The 24,721-nt window shown below is 43.5% G+C and carries 18 protein-coding genes; 10 read left to right on the forward strand and 8 right to left on the reverse strand.

Annotated features, from left to right (window positions below; all coding sequences use genetic code 11):
- Positions 1 to 350 precede the first annotated feature (350 nt).
- The 4 genes from ACLI09_RS13715 (at position 351) to ACLI09_RS13730 (ending at position 13,897) form a co-directional block, all read left to right on the forward strand.
- Positions 351 to 9,695 (forward strand): choice-of-anchor L domain-containing protein, encoded by a 9,345-nt coding sequence (locus tag ACLI09_RS13715; RefSeq protein WP_411420201.1) that lies wholly within the window; start codon positions 351 to 353, stop codon positions 9,693 to 9,695.
- A gap of 252 nt (positions 9,696 to 9,947) precedes the next feature.
- Positions 9,948 to 11,393: an asparagine--tRNA ligase gene (gene asnS, locus ACLI09_RS13720; RefSeq protein WP_411420202.1), complete on the forward strand. Its 1,446-nt coding sequence runs from the start codon at positions 9,948 to 9,950 to the stop codon at positions 11,391 to 11,393.
- A 409-nt stretch (positions 11,394 to 11,802) separates the two neighbouring features.
- On the forward strand, positions 11,803 to 13,275 hold the full coding sequence (gene rpoN / locus ACLI09_RS13725; protein ID WP_411420203.1) for an RNA polymerase factor sigma-54: 1,473 nt from the start codon (positions 11,803 to 11,805) through the stop codon (positions 13,273 to 13,275).
- Positions 13,276 to 13,279: 4 nt separating this feature from the next.
- Positions 13,280 to 13,897: a hypothetical protein gene (locus ACLI09_RS13730; RefSeq protein WP_411420204.1), complete on the forward strand. Its 618-nt coding sequence runs from the start codon at positions 13,280 to 13,282 to the stop codon at positions 13,895 to 13,897.
- Here the strand turns inward: ACLI09_RS13730 and ACLI09_RS13735 are convergent.
- The 5 genes from ACLI09_RS13735 to ACLI09_RS13755 form a co-directional block, all read right to left on the reverse strand.
- On the reverse strand, positions 13,892 to 14,608 hold the full coding sequence (locus ACLI09_RS13735; RefSeq protein WP_411420205.1) for a porin family protein: 717 nt from the start codon (positions 14,606 to 14,608) through the stop codon (positions 13,892 to 13,894). The genes ACLI09_RS13730 and ACLI09_RS13735 overlap by 6 nt on opposite strands.
- 67 nt (positions 14,609 to 14,675) lie before the next feature.
- A complete protein-coding gene (locus ACLI09_RS13740; RefSeq protein ID WP_411420206.1) occupies positions 14,676 to 15,428 on the reverse strand; it encodes an SDR family oxidoreductase in 753 nt (250 codons plus the stop codon).
- An 11-nt stretch (positions 15,429 to 15,439) separates the two neighbouring features.
- The gene (locus ACLI09_RS13745; RefSeq protein WP_411420207.1) at positions 15,440 to 15,661 is read right to left on the reverse strand and encodes a hypothetical protein; all 222 of its coding nucleotides are present in this window, start codon (positions 15,659 to 15,661) and stop codon (positions 15,440 to 15,442) included.
- Positions 15,662 to 15,668: 7 nt separating this feature from the next.
- Positions 15,669 to 16,508 (reverse strand): mechanosensitive ion channel family protein, encoded by an 840-nt coding sequence (locus ACLI09_RS13750; protein ID WP_411420208.1) that lies wholly within the window; start codon positions 16,506 to 16,508, stop codon positions 15,669 to 15,671.
- 168 nt (positions 16,509 to 16,676) lie between these two features.
- Entirely contained in the window at positions 16,677 to 17,141 is a 465-nt protein-coding gene (locus ACLI09_RS13755; protein ID WP_411420209.1) for a nucleoside deaminase, read from the reverse strand.
- Positions 17,142 to 17,317: 176 nt separating this feature from the next.
- On the opposite strand from ACLI09_RS13755, the gene ACLI09_RS13760 reads away from it, so the two are divergent.
- Positions 17,318 to 18,667 carry a flavin monoamine oxidase family protein gene (locus ACLI09_RS13760; RefSeq protein ID WP_411420210.1) on the forward strand — a complete coding sequence of 450 codons (1,350 nt, stop codon included), beginning with the start codon at positions 17,318 to 17,320 and terminating at the stop codon, positions 18,665 to 18,667.
- A gap of 152 nt (positions 18,668 to 18,819) precedes the next feature.
- On the opposite strand, the gene ACLI09_RS13765 is transcribed toward ACLI09_RS13760, so the two are convergent.
- A complete protein-coding gene (locus ACLI09_RS13765) occupies positions 18,820 to 18,978 on the reverse strand; it encodes a lmo0937 family membrane protein (RefSeq protein WP_411420211.1) in 159 nt (52 codons plus the stop codon).
- Positions 18,979 to 19,160: 182 nt separating this feature from the next.
- Here ACLI09_RS13765 and ACLI09_RS13770 point away from each other — a divergent pair, with 182 nt between their 5' ends.
- The 4 genes from ACLI09_RS13770 (at position 19,161) to ACLI09_RS13785 (ending at position 21,695) form a co-directional block, all read left to right on the forward strand.
- Positions 19,161 to 20,510 carry an FAD-dependent oxidoreductase gene (locus ACLI09_RS13770; protein WP_411420212.1) on the forward strand — a complete coding sequence of 450 codons (1,350 nt, stop codon included), beginning with the start codon at positions 19,161 to 19,163 and terminating at the stop codon, positions 20,508 to 20,510.
- Positions 20,507 to 21,010 (forward strand): YkgJ family cysteine cluster protein, encoded by a 504-nt coding sequence (locus tag ACLI09_RS13775; protein WP_411420218.1) that lies wholly within the window; start codon positions 20,507 to 20,509, stop codon positions 21,008 to 21,010. The genes ACLI09_RS13770 and ACLI09_RS13775 overlap by 4 nt, the downstream gene beginning before the upstream one ends.
- Positions 21,011 to 21,078: 68 nt before the next feature.
- On the forward strand, positions 21,079 to 21,441 hold the full coding sequence (locus tag ACLI09_RS13780) for a VOC family protein (protein WP_411420213.1): 363 nt from the start codon (positions 21,079 to 21,081) through the stop codon (positions 21,439 to 21,441).
- A gap of 2 nt (positions 21,442 to 21,443) precedes the next feature.
- On the forward strand, positions 21,444 to 21,695 hold the full coding sequence (locus ACLI09_RS13785; protein ID WP_411420214.1) for a hypothetical protein: 252 nt from the start codon (positions 21,444 to 21,446) through the stop codon (positions 21,693 to 21,695).
- Positions 21,696 to 21,703: 8 nt separating this feature from the next.
- Here ACLI09_RS13785 and ACLI09_RS13790 read toward each other — a convergent pair whose 3' ends face one another.
- Positions 21,704 to 21,916, reverse strand: a complete 213-nt coding sequence (locus ACLI09_RS13790) for a hypothetical protein (protein ID WP_411420215.1) — start codon at positions 21,914 to 21,916, stop codon at positions 21,704 to 21,706.
- A gap of 78 nt (positions 21,917 to 21,994) precedes the next feature.
- A complete protein-coding gene (locus ACLI09_RS13795; RefSeq protein WP_411420216.1) occupies positions 21,995 to 23,257 on the reverse strand; it encodes an exo-beta-N-acetylmuramidase NamZ domain-containing protein in 1,263 nt (420 codons plus the stop codon).
- A 41-nt stretch (positions 23,258 to 23,298) separates the two neighbouring features.
- On the opposite strand from ACLI09_RS13795, the gene ACLI09_RS13800 reads away from it, so the two are divergent.
- Entirely contained in the window at positions 23,299 to 24,534 is a 1,236-nt protein-coding gene (locus ACLI09_RS13800) for an ABC transporter permease (protein ID WP_411420217.1), read from the forward strand.
- Positions 24,535 to 24,721 lie beyond the last annotated feature (187 nt).

The raw sequence follows: 24,721 nt of genomic DNA on the forward strand, positions 1-24,721 counted from the left end.
GTAATGCTTACCATAAATGTTTAGTAGTGGTAAGAACAAAATTGCTATAAAATTATGATAAATAAAAAATTCCTGTATTTTTGCGTTCACGTTAACATGGCTATATCTATAAAAACAATGAATATTATCTGTGAATAGTGGTGTATTTAGCATTTATTGGTGTAAGTTTTTTGTTAATTCATTGTTAATTATTTATAATTTAAATATCAGTCGAGTTGAAGTAAATTTGTTGAAAAATATATATTGTGGCAATACAAATATTCTATATTTGCCTACTCTATTAAGTGCCTGTTTATTAGCTGTAAAAAGCTCCCCAAAAGATTAAAGATTGCAAGTTTTAGTTGGAAATTATGAGAAAAAATCTACTTGTATTATTAGGCCTACTGCTATCTGCGGCAGGCTTTTCGCAAGGTGTTGTTGTGAGTACCACTGCGAATGGTAATGCTAACCCTACACAGTTAGTAAATTCACTGGTTAAGTATGATGACCTCTGCCTTACGCAGGTATCTAATGCTACCAAAAGTACCGGTTTAAATACGGTAAATTATGCACAGGGTAATAGTATAGGGTCGTATACCAATACTAACCCCGCATTCCCATTTGCGTCGGGCGTGGTGCTTGTAAGTGGTGCTGCCGCTACAGCTTCCGGGCCAAATACCTCTGTATCAACAGATAGTGGTGCTGCTGCGCAAACCTGGCTTGGCGATGCTGACCTTAACGCCGCTCTGGCAGGATTGCCAGGCGGGTTTCAGTCGATGAATGCCACAGTACTGGAATTTGATTTTGTTGCTGCAACATCTACGCTTGATATACCTTATATATTTGCTTCTGAAGAGTATGGGCAATACCAGTGTAATTCTAAAGATGGTATGGCAATACTTATTAAAACAGGAGCACAACCGTACCAGAATATAGCAAGAATTCCAGGGACAAACGATGTGGTTTCTGTTGCAACTCTTAGAAACAGTGCATATAACGGTAACTGTGCCAGCCAAAACCTTGAATATTTCGACCTTTTTAACGGAGGAGGTGCTGCTTCCACCGCAGCAATTAACTTTGAGGGACAAAGCAAAGTGCTGCATGCAGTTTATACATTAGTGCCCGGCACTACATACCACCTTAAAATAGTGGTTGCAGATGACGGATGGGCTAATGCCAACCCCACTGGTACCGACCCGCAGTATAACTCTGCAGTGTTTTTTGAATATGATAGTTTTAACCTGGGACATGCTGTAGTAGGTGAAAACCTTACCGCTGCTGCAAATACAGCACTGTGTCAGGGAGAAACGTTAAACTTAAACACGGGGCTTTCTGCCGCTAATTATAGTGTTACCTGGACCAGGAACAGTCAGCCGCATCCGGGTGGTATTTCTACAAGTATTACACAAAGTGGTACTTATGTTGCTACTATTACAAATACCGTACAAAACTGTACCTCTACCCAAGCGGTAGAAATAGAGTTTACCCCGCAAATTATCCCTGGTCCGGCAAGTACCTTATATGCCTGCCCGGACGGTACCGGAACATACACTTATAACCTTGCTGCAAATACGCCATCGCTTAAGCAGGGACTTAACCCCGCAACAATAGTTACCTACCACGCGAGCCAGGCCGATGCCGATGCTAATACGGGTATTTTAAATGCCTCTTCATATACTACAAATGGAGGTACGGTTACAATATATGCACGTGTAAAAAGCTACAACAGCAGTTGTTATACAGTAGTTACATTTAGTCTTGCTACTATACCTAACACGACCGCTACAGCACCGGCTACCATAAATGTATGTGAAGGTACTATAGGGTCTAATACAGCAAGCGTAAACCTTACCGCTCAAACCGCCACGCTATTGGGCACGCAGAGCCCGGCTGATTATGCTGTTACTTATTACACCAGTTCTGCAGGTGCAGATACAGCCACCGATAATATCACTACAGCTTCTAACTATACGGTAACCGGCCCATCACAGGTTATATGGGCCAGGGTACAGAGCTTACAGAGTTCAAGTTGCTTTGCGGTTACTTCATTTACTATAAATGTAAATCCTATTCCGCCGGTTTCGACGCTCAATAATACTACGGCATGTGGCAGCTATACCCTCCCAACAATAGCTAATGGTAGTTATTATGCAAGTAGCGGCGGTAATAACCCTATAGATGCAAGTGTGCCATTAACCACATCGCAAACTGTTTATATTTATGCCAGCAATAGTGCGGGTTGTTCTAACCAGACGAGTTTTACGGTTACTGTGCTTCAGGGCAGCGCCGTTGACGTGCCTGATAATGTTATAGCATGTAATAGCTATACACTACCCCCATTAGAACCAGGCCAGGAATATCATGGCGCTCCGGGGGGCGGAGCCCCAATGTATCCAGCAGGCACCGTAATTAGCTCCACACAAGACGTATATTTTTATATACCAAGTGCTGCACAGTGTACCCAGGACACATATTTTAGTGTAACCATTATCGCTCCTTATACAATTGCAGACCAATTTCCGTGTGTGAGCTACACCTTACCTGCCCTGCCTGCAGGTTACAGTTATCATAGCGCACCCAATGGGGCCGGCGCACCGTTAACCGGAAATATCAATACTTCACAAACCATATATATTTATGGAGAAGCCCCGGACGCAAGCTGTTTTGTAGAAACCAGCTTTGATGTAACTATCAGCCCTGTAGTTTCACCAAGAATTGATGTGTCGGCTTGTGGCACATTTACGCTCCCAGCAGTACCGGTAGGTAATTACTATACAGGAGCAAACGGAACCGGCGACTTAATTACTGCAGGTACTGCTATAACTGCCCCATCAGGATGGCCTGCAGACGACCCTTACACACAAACAATTTACATATATTACCAGAATCCTGATAATGCAAATTGCACAAGTCAGGATAGCTTTGTTGTTACTATAAATCCATTACCAGCAATAGGTGCTTTTCCAAGCACAATAACGGCCTGCGGCCAGTATATACTTCCTCCCGCCGCCGCCGGAGATCCGCAAATTGCAGGCTATTACACAGGTGCTAATGGCACAGGTACATTTTATCCAGTTGGCAGCACTATTACTTCGTCAATAATTTTAAGGCCCACTACTTCTCCCAATGAATATGGTTGTAGAAGGTTTAGGACCATTGCAATAACCATTATAGGCGATACTGCTCCTACACCGGGAGATATTTCAGAGTGTGGCAGCTATATGCTCCCTCCTCTCCCTGCCGGTGGTAAGTATTATCCATCTCCTGGTTGTACAGGTACAGAAATACCCGCTGGTACTGTGATTACAACTACACAAACCATATACGTTTGTGTTTCAAACGGCAGTTGTACTGCCGAAGGCAGTTTTACCGTAACTATTACACCTCTACCTGCCTTACCAAACTTTTCAAATGTTGTAGCCTGTACGAGCTATACGCTTCCTGCGTTAGCAAACGGAAATTACTATACCGCCACTGATGGAGGAGGTACAATGCTGAATGCAGGTGCACAGATTACAGAAAGCCAAACAATATACGTGTATGCTGTAAGTAGTACAGACCCTGAATGTACTAACCAAAAACAGTTTAGGGTAAGTATTGTTACACCGGCCCTTACGCCTGCTGACGTAATTACTTGCGGTACATATACAGTGCCTCAACCAGCAGCTGCATGGATTTCCTATTATACCGGCCCTAATCAAACGGGTACGTTATTAACTCCAAATTCGGTACTTACAGCAAATACTACAATATATTTATATGCAAATGTTAACAACGGCACTAACTGTACTGCAGACCCAAATCCGGGTGCCGGCTTCCCTTTTAGCTATACAGTAACTATTACAAACGCGCCGTCTGTAGACGACCCTGCTGATGTTGAGGCATGTAATAGCTATGTCTTACCGACCCTTACAAGTGGCGAATACTGGACTCTTAGTGGCGGCGCAGCCGGCGGAGGGACTATGATTCCGGCTGGGACAGAATTATTTGCCAGTCAAACCCTTTACGTATACAATTCTAACCCGGGCTGTGAGGCCGAAAACGAATTTGAAGTAACAATCAATAACATTTCTGTAGCTTCTATTCAGGATCAGACTGTATGTGCCGACCCAGGTTATTTACTTGAGCCTCTTAATAACGGTAACTATTATACAATGTCCGGAGGCCCATCAACGCCTGGTAACCAGTTATTAAATGCAGGTGAATTTATTACCAGTGCAACGGCAACTGAAAATGCCCCCGAAACAATTACTGTATATGTATATGATGCTATTGCCGGAACAAACCCGCTTTGTTTTGCAGAAAGCAGTTTTGATGTTACTGTTTATGGTAACCCCGTTATAGAAGAAGACCGTGTAGTGGCAGAGTGCGGGTGTTATACATTGCCTGTTTTAGGAAACGCAGATAGCAATTATTATTCGTTACCTGGTGGTAGTGGTACCATGTACACTGCGGGACAACAAATATGTACTCAGACAACGTTATATATATTCACTCAATCTGACCAGGCACCTTTCTGTATTTCTGAAAGCCAGTTAGATATTCTGGTAAACCCTACACCTCCGGCTGATGTTACTGAATGCGATAGCTATATACTGCCTCCGCTAGTAGCAGGCGGCCAATACTGGACAGCGCCAAATGGCTCTGGTGGATCTGGCACCCAAATACCGCCGGGTACAGAAATTACCACCACACAAACAATATATTATTTTGTGCCAAGTGCAGCCGCGTGTACTGATGATACCTCGTTTAATGTAACAATTAACATCACTCCGGTAGTGGCCCCGGTTGCTGATATAACAGAGTGCGACTCATACGTGCTTCCCGCGCTTGCTGTAGGAAATTATTATACCGCAGCAGGAGGGCCAACAGGTGGTGGGCAGGTAATACCGGCAGGCACTATAATAGAGCCCCCTTTTAACTGGGATCCGGCTGTATATTACACGCAACAAATATACGTATATGCCGAAACGGCTACAGTACCAAACTGTTCTGATGAAGCCAGCTTTGAAGTCAGGATTATAAAAACACCTACAGTTGATGCGCGTTCGATAGTTGACGTATGCGATTCATATACTTTTGGGCCTCTTTCTCAGTATAATACTTATTATATGATGTCTGGCGGGCCAAATGTACCCGGCCAGTCGCAACCGCCTGCTACACTAATCACAAATGCCGATCCTGATTTAGGTACCAGGATATACATATATGCTGAGTCGCCCCTAAACCCCGGATGTAGCGCCGAAACATATTTTGATGTAATGATTTTCTCTGCCGCGGTAGATTCAGAAATCAATGCTATAGAAACAGCTGCTAATGCATCTGGCAATTATTATGCCGATGCCTATGATGATGAGATTGTTCCTAATCACCCTCTTGGCGTACAAAGGGTGGTAGATATAGAGGCTTGTGATACCTTTACACTGCCTGACCTTAACGTGGGCGGAACTGGCCCTGATGATTCTTACATACAACAGTATTATACGCTTCCTGACGGGCCCGAAAATCCTGACCCTGCACAACAAGAAGTTAACAACCTAACCATTACAGCCAGTACTACTGTATACCTTTACAGGAAACTGATAGGAAGGGTAGAGTGTACTGACCAGTCAAGGCTTAATATTGTTATCAATACAACGCCTGTTGTTACATATACACCGGCCGATTTTTCAGAATGTGATGAATTTACATTGCCACCGCTAACCGTTGGTAACTACTTTAACAGTTCTGGCGGTGTAGACCCTATTACTGACCTTACTATTGTTAGTAGCCAGCCGGTATATGTATATGCCCAGACAGGCACAAACTATATTTGTAGCGATGAGCACATGTTCAATCTTACCATAAACCACATAGATGTAACTGACCCTGTTGACCCGATGGCCTGTGATTCGTATACGCTTCCTGCCCCGCCGTCGGTAGTGTCTACAACAGCTTCCGTGGCGAGATATTTTGAACTTGCGGGTGGTCCTAACGTAGCCGGGCAGGTAGAGCATTTCGCAGGAGATGTATACTTACCGGGTACCTACACACTATGGGCCTGGGCAGAAACAGGCACTACGCCAAACTGTACCGACGAAAAAGATTTTACAATCACTGTAGTGCCAAGGCCTACGGCTATTATACCTACAGGATTAGTAACGTGTGCAATAAACGATGCGGGAACCCCGGCACAGCTTCAGGGTATTTTTGACCTTACCGGTGCAATTGCCGAAGCCATAGGTGCGCAAACCAACGTGGCGGGTATTGTTTTTGAGACAGAGGCTGATGCTAACTTTGCCAGCTCGAATAACGCTATACCAAACCCTGCCGATTACCACAATAACGGCGGTGCCAGCCAGACCCTTTGGATACGACTGTATTCTACCCTTGTAAACGGATGTTATACCGTAGTACCGTTACAGCTTACCGTAAACCCAAGGCCAATAGCGGTAGACCCTGTAGATCCTTATGAAATATGCGACAACGGAGACAGCGATGTAGATGGTATAGGCGTGTTTGACCTTACTACCTATGAAGATACAGTACTTGGTACATTAGACCCTACACTGCACACCGTAACCTATTATGAAAGTATTGCTGCCATAACAAGCGGCGCACCGGCAATAACATCGCCTACAAACTATATTTCTCCATCAACAACAGTGTTTATTAAGGTAACTATTAACGCTACCGGCTGTTATGATATAGTGCCTTTGGAACTTATTGTTAACCCGCTTCCTATCGTGGTAAATCCTACGCCATATTCGATATGCGACAATGATGACACGCCGGGCGATGTACCGGGTCAGGAAGTATTTGACCTTACAAGCAAGATAGATGAGATAATGGCTAGTGCGCCTAATGGTGCCCAGGGTGTTACAGCTACCTTCTACCATACGCTTAATGATGCTATAGCAATGACAGCCGGAATTACTAACCCTACAACTTATACTAATCCTCTTGGTACTCCCGTTGAGGCGATATATGTAAGGATTACTGATAACGTAACAGGCTGTTACAGGATTGTGTTACTAGACATAAGGGTAGAACCGCTTCCGCTGCTTGCATACCCTACGGCAGATACACTTATAACCTGTAGTACTAACAGCAATGGCTACGGCTTCTTTGACCTGAATGGTATTGCCGACGAAATGATAAACGGCGCTCCGGACACTACTGTTGAGTTTTATCAAACCATGCTTAACGCGCAAAACGACCTTAACCCGATACAGGTATGGAATCCGTATACTACTAATAATGCACTAACGGATTTCCTTTATATAGTGGCTACAAATAACCTTACAGGCTGCAGGTCGGTTGTTACTACACTAACGCTTACGGTAAACCCTGCCCCTGTAGATGTAGATCTTGAAGATATTACCCAGTGTGATGACCAGGATGGCCAAGGACAGGATGACCTTATGGTGTTTGACCTTACCCAGCAGGATGCCGAGATCATAAGCCAGATTCCTGGTGCGGTAGCGGGCGATTATATCATCCACTACTTTACAGACGAGAATTATGCTATTGATGGGCTGCCAAGGATAACAAACCCGGCTACCTTTATAGGTACTGATGAGCAGCCAATATGGGTACGTATAGAAAACCTGGCTACCGAGTGTTTTATAGTGGTAAGCTTTAAGCTGCATATAAATAAGCCCGAGCCTATTGCCCACCCTACCAACCTTGTGGTTTGTGAAGATGCACTGCCGAACGACGGACAAACCCTTGTAGACCTTACGGTTAAAGATGATGAAATACTTACGCCATCTGGTATAGGTGAGGGTAACATAGTACAGTATTTTGAAGATGAAGACGACCGTGATAATAACGTTAATCCGATTGCTGATTTTACAGCGTGGACCAATACAACAAATCCACAAACAATATTTGTGCTTGTTACTACACCGCAGGGCTGTATAAGTAAAGAAACGTTAACGATTATTGTAAAACCGTTGCCAAATCCTAATACTACGCCGGATACGCTGGTACTGTGCGACGATACCCTGCCACTAAACGATGGTCAGGAGCCGTTTAATCTTAACCTTGCGAATGCGAACATCTTATTAGGTGATTCTTTATCATCGCTGGCGTACTTTACTACAATGCAGGATGCTGAAGATAACGTTAACGCTATCCCTAACCCTGCGGCCTACATTAACGCTGTACCTTGGGATGATGTGGTATATGCAAGGGTAACGCGTACAGGCAGCCAGGCGGGAGATCCGGGCTGTTACATAATTGTAACACTGCCGCTGCATGTAGACCCGCTACCGCCAATATACGACAGTACAGGGGTGGTGCCGCGCTATGCAATATGTAACGACCCTACAACAGGCTTTGAAGAGTTTAACCTTATAGGCCACGTTAGTGATATACTCGTTGCCGCAGGCGAAGACCCGCTTAACTATGATATTAAGTTTTACAAAGGGCTTGCTGAAATAGCTGCAGGTACACCGCTGCCGTTAGTATATACTAATGAAACTCCTAGCCAGCAAACTATATATGTTGTAGCTATAAATAATACAACAACGTGTGAGATACAAACAACACTTACACTTTATGCAGAGCAGGCGGCTGTAGCTAACCCTATTACTACAGTAGGTAACAATCCTATCGTAGAGTGTGACGAAGATGGGACTAATGATGGCTTCACCCCGTTTGACCTTACACCTGCGGGTACTGAGGCGTTGGGCACGCAAAACCCAACCCAGTTTAGTGTGGAATATTATCTTACTGAAGCAGCCGCTAACTTAGGCGATACTACTTCGGCAGAGTATATAGCCACGCCGGCAACGTTTACCAATACGGTATACTTAACCCAGACTATTTGGGTAAGGATAACCAACACGGCTACGTTTGCTCCGTGTTATGCGGTAACTAGTTTCGATATCAGGGTGAGCCTGCTTCCGGAACCATCTATCAGCAGTGAAGATAACGACGATACTATATGTGTTGATTATCTAACCGGGGATGTTGAGAAACCGGTATACCTGCACGCAGATAATACAGACCCTGCGTTAGATACTTACAGGTGGCAGCTTAATGGTGTTGATATTCCGGGTGCAACAGCCCAGGATTATACAGCAGTAGAAGAAGGTTTATATACGGTATTTGCCACTAATGCAGACGGTTGTGAGAGTGATCCTATTTCAGCGTTTGAAGTGTTTCTTTCGGGCCCTGCTTCGCCATTGCCAAATACCGCAGGCTACGTAATAGGCAACGCGTTTGGCGATAACCAAACCATAACGGTTTTAGCGCAAGGTTTTGGAGAATACCAGTACAGCATAGCGCCTGAAGATCCGGATGGTACATCAATACCTACAGGTCCTTGGCAAAATTCTAATGTATTTACTAATGTGCCGCAGGGTTACTTTACAATATATGTAAGGGATGTAAACACTATGGAACTTAACCCTTGTAGCATGCTTGAGCTTCACGGTGTAAGTGTGATAGACTATCCTAAGTTCTTTACACCAAACGGTGATGGTATAAACGACTACTGGAACATAGTAGGCATGATAACCCACCCTGAGGCAAGGATATACATCTTTGACCGCTACGGCAAGCTTATCAAACAGCTTAGCCCGCTTAGCAGGACAGATATGGACGAAGGATGGGATGGTACCTTTAACGGTAACCCGGTACCAGCAGACGACTACTGGTTTAGGGTAGAGTTCCTTGAGAACGGAAGTGAAAGGACATTTAAAGCCCACTTTACGCTGAAACGATAAATCTTGTTTAATACTATAAAGGGGCAGCCGATGGGTTGCCCCTTTTTTTATGCTTACCATTCGACATAATTCTTGTTGCAAATTCAAAAATCCGGCAGTGAAATATTGTACAATTGCTATTTATAAAACTTATTTTACAGGCATAATAAAGTTTAATGAAATTCCTGTCCGCAAAAAAACAGCTTTTTACTACATTTGCAGGCATTTGCATTTTAAGCAACAGCCACACAATAAGATTAATTTTTTACTGAAATGAAGCATACAAAAATTAAAGACCTGCTAAACAGCACAAAGCCAATAGATGATGTAACGGTTAAAGGATGGGTAAGAACCTTTAGGAACAACCAGTTTTTGGCTATTAATGACGGGTCTGTAATTCATAATATACAGGCAGTGGTAGATTTTGAAAATACTGCGCCCGAAACCCTTAAGCGCCTTACCACAGGTGCGGCGGTACTTATAAAAGGCAGCCTTACCGAAAGCCAGGGCGCCGGCCAGAAGTTTGAGATACAGGCAAAACACCTTGAGATTTTGGGTGATAGTGATGCCGAGAAATTCCCAATGCAGCCTAAAAAACACTCCCTTGAGTTTTTACGTGAAAATGCCCACCTGCGTGTGCGTACCAATGTATTCGGTGCCATCATGCGTGTGCGCTCAGTGCTGTCGTTTGCCATACACCAGTACTTTCAGGAAAAGGGATTTGTGTATGTAAACACGCCTATCATAACCGGCAGCGATGCTGAAGGTGCGGGTGAAATGTTTAAGGTTACAGCGCTTGCGTTTGACGGTACGCCACGCAACGAAGAAGGTAAGGTTGATTATAAAGCTGACTTCTTTGGTAAAGAAACCAACCTAACCGTAAGTGGCCAGCTTGAAGCGGAGACCTACGCCATGGCGCTTGGGCAGGTGTATACCTTTGGCCCTACGTTCCGTGCGGAAAACTCTAACACCAGCCGCCACCTTGCGGAGTTCTGGATGGTGGAGCCGGAAGTTGCCTTTAACGACCTTGATGCCAACATGGACCTTGCCGAAGATTTTATACAGTATGTAATAAAATACACGCTTGATAAATGCCCGGACGACCTTGCGTTCCTTAACCAGCGCCTTGCCGATGAAGAGAAGACCAAACCAATGGCAGAGCGCAGCGAACTTGGCCTGCTGGAAAAACTGAACTTTGTTTTAGAAAACAACTTTAAGCGCGTTAGCTATACTGAGGCCATTGAAATACTGCGCAACAGCAAGCCGAATAAGAACAAGAAATTCAACTATATTATAGACGAGTGGGGTGCCGACCTGCAAAGCGAGCACGAGCGGTTCCTTGTAGAAAAGCACTTTAAATGTCCGGTAATCTTATTCGATTACCCTGCAAAAATTAAGGCGTTTTACATGAGGCTTAATGATGATGCCCCTGCCGAAAGGCAAACTGTGCGCGCTATGGACATCCTGTTTCCCGGTATTGGGGAGATTGTGGGTGGCTCGCAGCGTGAGGAACGCCTCGACGTGCTGCAGCAAAAAATTGCCGACCTGGGCATCGACGAAAAAGAGCTGTGGTGGTACCTTGATACACGCCGTTTTGGTACCGCAGTACACAGCGGCTTTGGCCTTGGCTTTGAGCGCCTGGTGCTGTTTGTAACCGGCATGACGAATATACGCGATGTGATTCCTTTCCCAAGGACACCGCAGAATGCAGAGTTTTAAAGATATGAAGCCTCCCGATTGGGAGGTTTTTTTATGTTAAAATGACAAATATGAACGAAATACAATTCGATAACGATAAGGCCGGCCTCGTTTTTAACTCGCAGCAAAAACTAAATGATATGGAAAGTTTTTACTGAAAAAGAGTGGCTTGACGGCTAATTTTAGCACTAAGTAAGTGTACCAATACCGACAGGAAAAAAATATATAAAGGCTTGGTAAGCCCCTGATAATTGACAGTGTGATGTTAAATTACACTTTTACATAAAATTTCATAGTAATTGAAAATCAGATTTTGCTTCTTCCTCAAAAAGCATACCTAACTCCCTTCCGTATTAATTTTTTCTAAATAAGCGTAGCTGGCAATAACGGATTTTGTATCTTTATCCTGTATAAAAAGTCCGTATTTACTATGCTCAAGCAGAATTTACAATTTAAATTATCACAAAAGCTTTCTCCCCAGCAAATCCAGCTCATGAAGCTGATACAGCTGCCAACGCAGGCATTTGAGCAACGCCTTAAGGAAGAAATGGAAGAAAACCCCGCCCTTGAAGATACTAAGGAAGACGAGTTTGAGTACGAAAAAGACGAGTTTGATAACAACGACGAGTTTGACGACTATGATGACTATGACAACGACCACATTGATTCGGGCGAAATAAACATAGACGAATACCTTAGCGACGACGAAATTCCCAACTATAAATTACAGGCAAACAACTACAGCGACGATGATGAAGACCGCAGTATGCCCTTTGCCGCATCCATAAGTTTTCACCAAAGCCTGCTGGAGCAGCTTAATACCTTTATCCTTACCGATGATGAGCGCGACATTGCCGAATTCCTTGTAGGCAGTATTGATGATATGGGTTACATTCGCCGTAGCGTACCCGATATTGTAGACGACCTTGCCTTTACACAGGGTATTTATACCGATGAAGCCACCGTAGAGCACATACTGCACTACATCCACCAGCTGGAGCCCGCCGGTGTGGGCGCACGCGACCTTCAGGAATGCCTTTTGCTACAGCTAAAAAGCAAAACGCCTACACCAAGCATAGAGCTTGCCATTGACATACTCGAAAACCAGTTTGAGGCTTTTACTAAAAAGCATTACGACAAGCTGCTACAGAAGTATGATATAAAAAACGACCAACTGCGCCATGCTATAGACGAAATAGAAAGGCTAAACCCTAAGCCGGGCGGCGCTTATGAAAGCAGTTCGCGCCCTATAGAACATGTAGTGCCAGACTTTGCCATAAAAATTGTAGACGGCGAACTAGAACTTACTCTTAATGGCCGTAACGCGCCGGAGCTTCACGTGAGCAAAGACTACCAGGAAATGCTGCAAAGCTATAAAGACAGCCGCGACAAGAGCAGCCAGCAAAAGGATGCCGTGCAGTTCATTAAGCAAAAGCTGGACAGCGCCAAATGGTTTATAGATGCCATACGCCAGCGCCAGGAAACCCTGTTCGTAACCATGAATGCTATAATGCATTACCAGGAGGAGTATTTCTTAGATGGTGATGAAGGCAGGCTGAAGCCGATGATTTTGAAGGACATTGCCGATATGGTGGGCCTTGATATATCTACAGTGAGCCGTGTGGCAAACAGCAAGTATGTAGAAACTCCCTATGGCACAAAGCTGATTAAGGACTTTTTTAGCGAGGCCATGAAGAACGACCAAGGCGAAGATGTGAGCACCATCGAGATAAAAAAGATATTGCAAACTGTTATTGAAGAGGAAGACAAGCGCAAGCCACTGCCCGACGATAAGCTGGCTGATATACTTAAAGAACGTGGCTACCCTATCGCGCGCCGCACCATTGCAAAATACCGCGAGCAGCTGGATATACCCGTAGCACGAATGCGCAAGAAAATATAGGCTGATGCAAAAATTCATCGCTGTATTTTCGTATGTTTTTTACCCGCTTTTTATACCGGTATACGCTACGCTGTTTTATTTTTTATTAGCGGGGCATTATCTATATTCCCAGGAAATTTATCTTATCTTTTTACAGGTATTTATCCTTACAATATTATTGCCCGTATCGGTTTTTTATCTGTTGCGTTCGCTTGGCCATGTAAAAACGACTATGCTTAAAGAAAATCGTGAGCGTATCGTACCCCTGGGGGTGTACTGCCTGCTGTTGCTCATGCTCATACAATACAGCTTTACCGGTTTCAGGATTCCGGAACTCTACTATTTCTTTTTTGGGTTGCTGCTCAGTAACGCACTTGCCTTTATACTTATACTTTCCGGGCACAAAGCCAGCCTGCACATGCTTACAGTTTCGGCGTTAACCCTGTTTGTAATCAGCCTTTCCATATACTTTCATATACGGTTTATATACATTATAGCATTTTTTATCCTGAGCAGTGGGTTTGTAGCTTCGGCACGGCTACAGGTAAAAGCACACTCCCCCTACGAACTTATTTTAGGAACGCTTGTGGGCGTGTTGCCGCAGGTAGGGCTTTGGTATGTGTGGCTGTTGCCAACGTTATAGTATATAAAACATAAGCCCCAGCTTAAGGGCGTGCAGCTTTAATTTTTCACCACTTTCCATAATTGCGTTATCATAAATGGGGGTAAGCCCATAGTAAACGTAAAAATTCCAGGTGTTATAGCCTGCTGCTACATAAAGCCCGGCGGCCAGCCTGTTTATATTTGCATCGTTTTTAATGGTTACTGTTTTCTTTCCGTCACTCTCGTTGTATGCTTTATCATAAAACAGGTAGCTTAGCTTAATGCCGGTATACACACGCCAGAATTCGTGGCTTACATCGTTACTGTTGCGCCAGCGAAACTCAATAGGCAAGTCAAGGTAATGCAATACAAGTTTGTTTTTGGTAAAGGTGGTTTTAGATTTAATCTCATAAGCAGTTTCACCCAAGGTATCGCCTACTACCAGGCTGTGCTTAATGTTGTTGTAGTTATAGCCTAAGCCAATGGCGATAGAGTGGTTGCGTTTTGTATTAACCGGCATATCACGCAGGAAGCCAAAACCCACCCCCGTAGAAACTGAGTACTGCGTATAACCTTTAGGCTTTCCTTGCATGAGATTATACGTAACAGAGGCATAGAACTGGTCTTCACGGTACTTTGGGTCGGGATCGGGTAATAGCGAATCTGCAACTGCCTGGTTGGGCACATCGGTATTTTGCGCCATAGCTGCAAAGGTTGTTATAAAAAGCAGTACTCCAAAAAAACCACGCATAAGCATAAAGGGAATTATTAATTACAAAGATGCAAAAGTTTTAACCAACTTTAAAAACATCCTATAATTAAATGGCTTGCAAATGCGGACGCAGTTTCAGTTCTATCACATCGCAGCGTTTTGGCTGGGTAAGGCAATATATAACTGCCACGGCAACATCTGTAGCTTCAAGCATTTCAAGGCTTTCAACTTTTTTCAGTTTTTCATCAGCAGGCTGCTGCTGCATATCGGTATCTACCGCTCCGGGCTCTATGAGGCTCACTTTAATGCCGTGCTTGTTTACATCTTTACGCAATGCTTCGCTATATGCGCGTATACCTGCCTTAGTAGCAACATATACTGAGCCTGTAGCCTCACGTACCTGGGCGCTTAATGAGCCAATATTAACGATATGCCCTCCACCCTGTTTTTTCATCCGCTCTATGGCACCGGCGCAACAGGCCAGGTAGCTAAGCAGGTTGATGTTCAATACGTCCTGCAACTCGGCGTAGCTTACATCAGTTACATTGCCAAAGCCTATTGCAGCATTGTTAACCAGTATATCCAGCCGTCCTAGCTGCTCATCTACATGCTTAAATATAGTGCCAATTCCTGCTTCAGTACCGCAATCTGCCACAAAGCCAAATACCTTGCCCTTAGCCACCGCCTTGATATCAGCAAGGGCATCGGCCAGGTGATAGGCCTCATGGCCAAAGAATACAATATCAGCACCCTGGGCTGCCAGCAGCAAGGCAATGGCACGGCCTATACCGGTAGTGCCGCCTGTTAAAAGTACAGCCTTCCCCTTTACAGTTTCGGGCAGATAGTCTTTTATTTCCATAAGAAGATAATTTAAATGGTTGCGGGAATGGGGTTTGTATTTCTCGGATCACCGGGAATGGCATGCATTTCCACACGGGTAACAGGTAAATTTTCGGGGCTGTTTTCCTGTATAAATGCAATAAGCTTCTCGCGTATAAACACACGCAGGTCCCAGTTTGTAGGTGAGTCCTTACTGCTCATAAGGGCGCGCAACTCTATCCCTTTTTCGCTGGCATTAGTTACCTGCAGCACATTTACATTACCATAAGTTATCCTTTGTACTTTCTAAAAGGCGGGTAAGTTCCAGCCTTATTGGATCTATGGGCATCATAAAGTCGGTATAAATAAATACTGTGCCCAGTATATCGGCGCTTTGGCGGGTCCAATTCTGAAAAGGCTTTTCTATAAAGTAAGTGGTGGGCACTACCAGCCTGCGCTTATCCCAAATGCGTATTACCACATAGGTTAAAAAAATTTCTTCTATCCAGCCCCACTCGCCTTCTACAATTACCACATCATCAAGGCGTATGGGCTGTGTTATGGCTATCTGTATACCGGCCAGCAGGGTGCCAAGTGCCTTTTGGGCCGAAAAACCGAGTACTATACCGGCTACACCTGCCGATGCAAATACACTAACGCCTACAGAGCGGATACTTTCAAAGCTCATAAGGGCTGCCCCTATGGCAAAAACAACGATTACGAAAACTGCCACACGCTCCAGTATGCTAAACTGGGTATACACACGGCGCGCGTTAAGGTTGTCTGCGGCGGTAATATCATACTTTCTTACAAAACCTGTTTTTACTATACCGGTTAAAAGGATAAGGAACCATGTAATGCTGATGATAAGCAGCAAGATGCCTACATGTACTATAAGCGGTTTATATTTGATAGAAATTATATTTCCAGCAGCTACCACCCTTATTGCTAAAGAAAAAAAGAAAAGTAACAGCGGCATTTTAATACGCTGTGCAAAATTTACCGGCAGGATATTGCGTGGGTTTTTGCCTACTTTCTTTAAAATAAAATAAGCAATTGTAAAAGCTACAACCAGGCCAATGATAATATATAGTAAAAAATATAGCGCTTCCTGTTCCATGGTACATCTTTTAGGAAATTGTAATTCCCCTAAATTTAAAAAATCCGTTCCCTAAAAGAGAACGGATTAGAATACTTAACAAATATTTATGGCAAATCACTTTATCCTTTTACGGTATAAATGCATATATAAATTAAATCATCCCTTTGCAGATAGCATCTTTTTTATTTAATAACGCGTTTTATCCTCTTTTTTCTCCCAGAGCTTAAAGGCTTTTATTGCTTCGTCAGGCATAAAACGCACCGCAGGGATGGCACGGTGTGCCGGGTTTTTCTCAATTTCGTCGTAAATAAAGGAGTCGTCAAAACCTATGTTTTTTGCATCGGTTTTTGTATTACCGTAGTAAATCTTTTCAATTCGCGCCCAGTAAATTGCAGCAAGGCACATGGGGCAGGGTTCGCACGAGGTATATATTTCGCAGCCGCTCAGGTCGAAGGTATTTAGTGCCTTACAAGCTTCCCGTATCGCGGTAACCTCGGCGTGTGCGGTAGGGTCATTAGTAAGCGTAACGCGGTTATTGCCCAGGGCTACTACCTGTCCGTTTTTAACGATTGCCGCGCCAAAGGGTCCGCCCCCCAGCGCTACATTATCTTCAGCCTTTTTAAAGGCAGCTTCCATAAATTTCTTATCCATTGTTCACTTAGGTTTATCGCAAAAGTAAACGGTTAATGCGTTATTAGGGTATAATTGCAGTTACTTTTTGGTTAAAGTTAGTCAGGCGAAAAATTAGCCAGCGGTTTGCACTCAAAAAATATGTATTTCGGTGTAATAAGTACAATTTTTAGTCTGATTTTTAATTTAAGTAAATAGTGTATAAATTCACAAATTCCCTACCTTGCTCATACATATCACATAAAATGAAACCTACCGATGTTATAATAATAGGTGCGGGTGCCGCCGGGCTTATGGCTGCTTACACATTGGCGAAAGCCGGGAAAACTGCTACTGTGCTTGAAGCACGTAACCGACTGGGTGGTCGCATCCATACCATAAAAAATGAACGGCTGGGTAATATTGAGTTAGGTGCCGAGTTTGTGCATGGCGATTTGCCGGTAACGCTCGCGTTGCTTAAGGAGGCAGGCATAAGTACTACCGTTGTGGGTTTTGAAATGTGGCAGCACCATCGGGGCGCATTTACGCAAAGCGATGAATTTATCGAAAACTTTGATATATTTCTTGAGATGCTGAACGGATTAGAACATGACGTGCCCATGCATGATTTCCTTGAGCGGCATTTTGCAGGAGATAAGTATGCAAAAATGCGCGGCCAGATAGAGCAATACGTTTCCGGATATGACACTGCTAATGTAGCCGATGTAAGCGCCTTTGCATTGCGCAAAGAGTATAACAACGAAGATGAAGACGCACAACACAGGATTGACGGCGGGTATGTTGCCATGATAGACTATTTGGCCGATACCTGCCGCAATGCTGGGAATGAGATATTTCTCAATAACGTAGCGCGCGAAATAATATGGGGCAAAAACAATGTAAATGTTATTACCGCTGATGGCACAACATACAACGCTGATAAATTGATCATCGCCCTGCCGCTTGGTGTACTTCAGGCTCCTGAAAATGCAGAAGGCGCGTTACAATTTAACCCGCCGTTGCCGGAGCAGGTATCTGCTTTGAAAAATATAGGCTTTGGATGGGTGATAAAAATACTGCTGGAGTTTGATGACGTTTTTTGGGAGAATGATGTGGTTAAAAAACAAACCGGGGCAGATCTTTCCACTATGGGATTTTTATTCAGCGATGAAATTATCCCTACGTACTGGACGCAATCTCCCGCACATAGCCCCTTACTCACAGGATGGGTTGGTGGCCCTCCTGCACTTGAAATGAAGGATTTAACTAATGAAGAAATTTTGATGGATGCGTTAATTTCAGTTAGTAACATATTCTCTGTTTCCATAGATATGCTAAAGCAAAAACTGCTTAACTGGCATGTTGTTAACTGGACGGACGAACCCTTTGCTTATGGCTCATATGCTTATGATAAAGTTGAAAGCCCGCAAGCAAAGATGCTTTTACAGCTGGCTGTCGATGATACTATTTACTTCGCGGGTGAGTACCTGTACGAGGGTCCCGCCATGGGTACGGTAGAAGCAGCATTAGTTAGTGGGAAAAATGCGGCCGAAATGGTGTTAAAATAATATCAAATGCTTCCTTAAGGATTCCATGGATTGAAAGCATTTTTGCAAGATTACGTATACCCGATTTTTTTTCGTTAGTCCGCCGGAAAGCAAAAAATCCCCGGTTGGGGATTTTTTATTCTTTGTTGTTAACCAGGTTGTAAAGTAGTTGTTTACGGCCTGTTTCCCGTGGCTAACCTGTATAGTACACCTATAATTGCCAGTACCAGCAAAATGTGTATTAGAGAACCTACTGCTTCGCCAAATGCAAAGTATCCTACTGCCCACCCGATAAGGAGGATTACAACGATAAGCCAAATTAAATCTCTCATGATAGTTATATTTAAAAGTTAAGTGAGATAAAATTAATCCTTACAATCCATTCTTGTTAATTAATTAAGAATCCTTTAATAGCCAAAGTTTTCTTAATTAAATAGTTGCAAATAATGCAGTAAACAAAACCCCGCTGAATATTAATTAGTATTTTTGTAGTCTTATTGTTTATTCGTTTTTCATGCAAACTCCATTAAAAATTGCAGTCGTGGGTTCCGGGCTTGTAGGTTCGTTGCTGGCAATATATCTTAAAAGGGCGGGCCATACCGTACATGTGTATGACCGCAGTGCCGACATAAGAACCATTAAATTTTCAGGCCGCTCCATTAACCTGGCTATGTCGCACCGTGGATGGCGTACGCTTGATGAGGTAGGGTTGGGTAATGAAATCCGAAAAATTGCAATACCTATGGATAAGCGTGCCATACATATAGGTAATGAACTTAATTACCAGTACTATGGTAAAGAAGGCGAAAGCATCTATTCTATAAGCAGGGGAGGCCTGAACCAGAAAATGGTGTCATTGGCCGAAGCCGAAGGGGTGGAGTTCTTTTTTGAGACCCGCATTTGGGATGTAGACCTCGCTACTGCCACACTGCATACCGGAGAAACCGAACGCGGCGCCTGGGTTGACCTTAAATACGATAAGATTTTTGGTGCCGACGGGGCATTTTCTCGCATCCGCCACCGTATGCAGCGCCAAAACCGCTTTAACTACAGCCAGGAGTTTTTGCCCCTGGGCTACAAGGAACTCAATATACCCGCAAACGCGGATGGCACACATAAGCTTGATAAGAATTCATTTCACATTTGGCCGCGCCATGAGTTTATGCTTATAGCCATGCCTAATACCGATGGTAGCTTTACCTGTACACTATTTATGCCTTTTGAGGGGGAAAATTCTTTTGACAGCCTTACTGATAAGGAAACGCTGGAAGCATTTTTTGCTAAACATTTCCCGTCTACAAAAGATGTGATTCCGAAACTGGTAGAAGATTTCTTTAAAAACCCAACAAGTACACTCGTTACGGTAAAATGCTTTCCATGGACATTTGAAGATAAGGTAGCCCTTATAGGTGATGCTTGCCATGCCATAGTGCCCTTTTACGGCCACGGCATGAACGCCGGTTTTGAAGACATAACCATACTGAACCAAATGATGCAAAAGTATGGCGACGACTGGAATACCATATTTAAGGAGTATGAAAAAAGCCGCAAGCCCGATACCGATGCGATTGCCGAACTCTCGTATCGCAACTTTTTAGAGATGAGCAGCAAGACAGCGGACGATAAATTCCATTTGCAGAAAAAAATTGAGAAACGCTTTAGCGAAAAATACCCAGATAAATGGCTGCCGCTTTACAGTCGTGTAACCTTTAGCTACCGCCCGTATAGCGAGGCGCTGGCACTGGGCGACAGGCAAAAAGCCATTATGGATGAGGTAATGGCGATGGATGGTATTAACGACAAATGGGACAGCCCCGAGGTAGACGCGCGGATTATTGCCCTGCTGGCCGAAAAGGCTGAATAAACAACGTTGAACAGTTTTTAAAAAATTTGCCAAAGCTTGCGAAAGATAAGCATGCAGAGAACAAGAAGTATTTTGACAAGCTGAAAAAAAAGCAGCCCAAAAACCTTGACTATGTAATGCAGGAGCTGCACGACCGCGAGTTTAAGCGAACCGACTGCCTTACGTGCGCCAATTGCTGCAAAACCACCGGCCCGCTGTTTACCCTTGCCGATATAGAGCGCATTGCAAAACACCTGCGCCTAAAGCCCCAGCAGTTTATAGACAAGTACCTGCGCGTAGACGAGGATAACGACTATGTATTGCAAAGCGTGCCCTGCACTTTCCTGGATAACGAAAATTACTGCATGATATACGATGTGCGTCCCAAGGCCTGCCGCGAATTTCCGCATACAGACCGTAAGAAATTCCAGCAGATAGCAAACCTGACCCTTAAAAATGTAGCCATTTGCCCCGCGGCCTACAATATTGTAGAGGAAATGAAAAAGAAGCTGCCGTTGTAGTTTATTTTCGGCGTCCTATTTTATAATTCAAAATATTTTATAGTTTTATACTATAAAAAAATCAACCAATGCCACACTTCAACGCACTTACCCCAATGTTCTGGACCAGGCACATTGATGCAACCGTAGCCTTTTATGTAGAAGTGCTGGGTTTTGAATGCGCTTTGCACGAAGAAAACTGGGCGGTGCTGATGCGCGATGAGGTTGAAGTAATGCTTTCGCTGCCCAATCCGCACCTGCCATTTGAAGAATCTATCTTTACCGGTTCATTTTACATTAACACTACCGGGGTAGACAAACTTTGGGAGCAGGTTAAAAACAAATGCAATATTTGCTATCCCATAGAAAATTTTGAATATGGTATGCGGGAGTTTGCTATTTTTGACAACAATAACTACATAATTCAGTTTGGCCAACCCCTAAATGAATAACAATGAAATCCTTTAAAATCATTTTTATACTCTTCCTGCTGTCAGCAGCCACTTCGGCAGTAGTGTTTTTTCTTAACAGTGCTGAAACCATCACCTCCTCTACAACAGATGTTGTGGGTGAAATTGCCGTAGTGGCGGTACCCATCTTTATATTCCTTCTTTTTGTGTATCTTATCGTCAGGGCATTAGGCAAAACCTTAGTAAAGAGGAATAAAAAAAGCCTCCCCAATCAGGAAGGCCCTAAAGCTGTCTAAGCATTGGCTTAAGCGGCTACTTCTTCTTCGGCATGGTGTTTTAATTCCCCAACAAAACCTTCAATGCTTTGTATCTTGCCCTCTATGTATTCAAGCAGGCCTTCGATTTTGTCTCTAAGCTCTTCAAAAAAGGCAATAATATCTTCTATATATCCTTTTATCTTATGCACAAATTGCAGGATATATTCCACAAAGCTGTTTAATGATTCGGTAATATTCATGGCTGTAACTTTTTAAATTATTATCCTAAATTACTAAAGCTTTGGCCTGCTCCAAAACACTTTGTATAAATATTATGACTATTCGCCATAAATAAGGTATTTTTCACGCAGCGCCCTAAAAGCGATAATGCCCGGCTGCCAGCTTTTTCTTATGTCTGATTCGCTCTCGCCGGCTTCTATTTGTTCCTGAAGCTTTTTTGTTCCCGCCAGCTTTGTGAAAAAAGGGATAAAAAATTTCAATTTATCAGGGGTTTCATCATAAGCGTCTATCAGCCACTTAAGTTCAAGCCTTTTTATGCGGCGTATCTCGCTAAGGTCTTTGCCAAAGCACATTCTGCCCATCTGGGGTGGCTCTTTAGCGCCTTCGTTTGGCCTGGGCGTAAAGTTAAAGCCCTCATCCGGCAGGTAGGGCGAACCATATACCTGAAACTGTTTGTTAGTGCCTCGGCCTACGCTTACATTAGTGCCTTCAAAAAAGCAAAGGCTTGCATACAGGTTTACAGCCTGGTCATTAGGTATATTAGGCGATGGTTTTACCGGGAGCGAATAAAACATATTACGCTTATAGTAGGAGCATGGTATTACAATAAGCTCGCACTGTACACCATCTTTAAGCCATTGTTCGCCATTTATCATTTGCGCATACTCGGCTATGGTCATGCCGTGCAACACTGGTATTTCGTGCATCCCTATAAAACTGCTGTTTTCTTTTTCTAACGTTGGGCCGTCAATAATGCTGCCATTAGGGTTGGGCCGGTCCAATACTATAATGGGAATGTGCTGTTCGGCGCAGGCTTCCATAACGTAATGCAATGACGATATGTAGGTGTAAAAACGCGCGCCTATATCCTGTATGTCAAATACCATAATATCTATACCGGCCAGTTGTTCTACCGATGGCTTTTTGTTGCTCCCGTAAATAGATACTATCGGCACACCCGTTTTAGTGTCCTTACCGTCGGTAACCAGTTCCCCAGCGTCTGCAGTACCGCGGAAACCATGTTCGGGCGCATAAATTTTTTGGATATTTATTTTTTTTTCTACAAGAAAATCTACCAGGTGCATGCTTCGGGGCGCAAGGGTTATCTTATCAGAATCCGGCTCACGCACCGTGTCATACTGGGTAATAATGCCGGTTTGGTTAGTAACTATACCAACATTTTTGCCGCGTATTAAGGGCAGGTACAGCCAGTGGCGGTCGGCGCCGGTGTTAATGCCTGTACGTACAGGGTCTGGGTTTTTATCTATAACGGGATTTTTATAGGTAACAGCGGCCGAATTTCCGCAGGCGGTAATCAGCATAAATAAGAATAAAGCCGTATTTTTGACTGCGGCAAGCATTATTTTTCGAAAAACAGACGCATAATATACCATATAAAACCTTGAATTTAGAATATTTTATAGCCCGCAGGCTGGTTACCGCTAAAAACCATAAAAGTAGTATATCTGCCCCAATAATAAAAATAGCCATAGTGGCCATAGCTGTGGGTATTATTATGATGGTAATAGCCATTGCCACCGGCGTGGGCCTGCAGGAAAAAATCCGTGAAAAAATATCAGCCTTTAACGGCAACATCATCATATCTAACTACGATGATAACCAAAGCGAGGTAAGTGTAGAACCCGTTTCTATCAACCAGCCATTTTATCCTAAGTTTAAAGATGTGCAGGGCATAAGCCACATACAGGCCGTAGCCAGCAAGGCAGGCATCATCCGTACAGAAAGGGCGTTTGAAGGTGTTATATTTAAAGGGGTAGGGCAGGACTATAGGTGGGACGCCCTTAAAGAGTATATTACAAAAGGCCGCGTGCCGGTTATAAGTAATAAGCTGAATGAAGAAGTAATCATATCAGCATACCTTGCTAATAAGTTGGAATTGAAAGTAGGTGACAAGTTCAATACTTTTTTTATGAAGGAAGGCGGCAACGGCATGCCTAACCTCAGGCGGTTTGAGCTGGTGGGTATCTATAATTCCGGATTCCAGGAGTTTGATGCTACTTATATAATAGGAGACATCCGCCACGTGCAGCGCATTAATAAGTGGAATAAAGACCAGGTAGGCGCTTTTGAGGTGTTTGTAGATGATTTTACCGGGCTTGATGAAAAAGGGCTAGAAGTGTACAAATCAATTCCCAGTACATTAAACAGTGTCACTATTAAAGAAAAGTTTGTAAATATATTCGACTGGCTGGCGCTGTTTGATGTAAACATCATCACCATAATCATAATAATGATAATAGTAGCGACAATAAATATGGTAGTGGCGCTGCTGGTACTTATATTAGAACGTACCCAGATGGTGGGTATGCTTAAAGCACTTGGTGCAAATAACTGGAGTGTACGCAAAATATTTCTGTACAATGCAGCCTACCTTATTATAAAAGGCCTGCTTTGGGGCAATGCCATCAGCCTTGGGCTTATTTGCATCCAGAAATATTTTGGGGTAATACAGCTGCGCCCGGAAAATTATTATGTAAGCGAAGCACCTGTTGTTATAGATGTACCCGCGATATTGCTAATTAATATAGGTACAATAGCGGTATGCCTTACACTGTTACTCATCCCTTCTTACATAATCACTAAAATTTCTCCTGTCCGGGCTATCCGATTTGAATAATTTTCAGTAGAAAGATGCTATAACTGGCAAAAAATATTATTTTTTCAAATAACCGGAAAAAACTTTCGTTTCCATTTGTTTTGTTATCAAATAGTTAAGGGTGGTTTTGGAAAAAGGCTAAAAATAACCCTTTAAAAAGTTTGGAAAAGCGGAATGTTGGTGTACTTTTGCACCCGCATTACGGCAA

It is taken from the genome of Flavobacterium sp. RHBU_24 (assembly GCF_046613695.1).
Taxonomy (GTDB): domain Bacteria; phylum Bacteroidota; class Bacteroidia; order Flavobacteriales; family Flavobacteriaceae; genus Flavobacterium.

What these genes read in the sequence shown, in the direction of transcription:
- rpoN (WP_411420203.1), top strand. Translation starts at nt 11,803, where the DNA reads ATGCTCAAGCAGAATTTACAATTTAAATTATCACAAAAGCTTTCTCCC.
- ACLI09_RS13785 (WP_411420214.1), top strand. Translation starts at nt 21,444, where the DNA reads ATGAAATCCTTTAAAATCATTTTTATACTCTTCCTGCTGTCAGCAGCC.
- asnS (WP_411420202.1), top strand. Translation starts at nt 9,948, where the DNA reads ATGAAGCATACAAAAATTAAAGACCTGCTAAACAGCACAAAGCCAATA.
- ACLI09_RS13730 (WP_411420204.1), top strand. Translation starts at nt 13,280, where the DNA reads ATGCAAAAATTCATCGCTGTATTTTCGTATGTTTTTTACCCGCTTTTT.
- ACLI09_RS13735 (WP_411420205.1), bottom strand. Translation starts at nt 14,608, where the DNA reads ATGCGTGGTTTTTTTGGAGTACTGCTTTTTATAACAACCTTTGCAGCT.
- ACLI09_RS13795 (WP_411420216.1), bottom strand. Translation starts at nt 23,257, where the DNA reads ATGCTTGCCGCAGTCAAAAATACGGCTTTATTCTTATTTATGCTGATT.
- ACLI09_RS13770 (WP_411420212.1), top strand. Translation starts at nt 19,161, where the DNA reads ATGCAAACTCCATTAAAAATTGCAGTCGTGGGTTCCGGGCTTGTAGGT.
- ACLI09_RS13740 (WP_411420206.1), bottom strand. Translation starts at nt 15,428, where the DNA reads ATGGAAATAAAAGACTATCTGCCCGAAACTGTAAAGGGGAAGGCTGTA.
- ACLI09_RS13750 (WP_411420208.1), bottom strand. Translation starts at nt 16,508, where the DNA reads ATGGAACAGGAAGCGCTATATTTTTTACTATATATTATCATTGGCCTG.
- ACLI09_RS13780 (WP_411420213.1), top strand. Translation starts at nt 21,079, where the DNA reads ATGCCACACTTCAACGCACTTACCCCAATGTTCTGGACCAGGCACATT.
- ACLI09_RS13765 (WP_411420211.1), bottom strand. Translation starts at nt 18,978, where the DNA reads ATGAGAGATTTAATTTGGCTTATCGTTGTAATCCTCCTTATCGGGTGG.
- ACLI09_RS13715 (WP_411420201.1), top strand. Translation starts at nt 351, where the DNA reads ATGAGAAAAAATCTACTTGTATTATTAGGCCTACTGCTATCTGCGGCA.
- ACLI09_RS13755 (WP_411420209.1), bottom strand. Translation starts at nt 17,141, where the DNA reads ATGGATAAGAAATTTATGGAAGCTGCCTTTAAAAAGGCTGAAGATAAT.
- ACLI09_RS13790 (WP_411420215.1), bottom strand. Translation starts at nt 21,916, where the DNA reads ATGAATATTACCGAATCATTAAACAGCTTTGTGGAATATATCCTGCAA.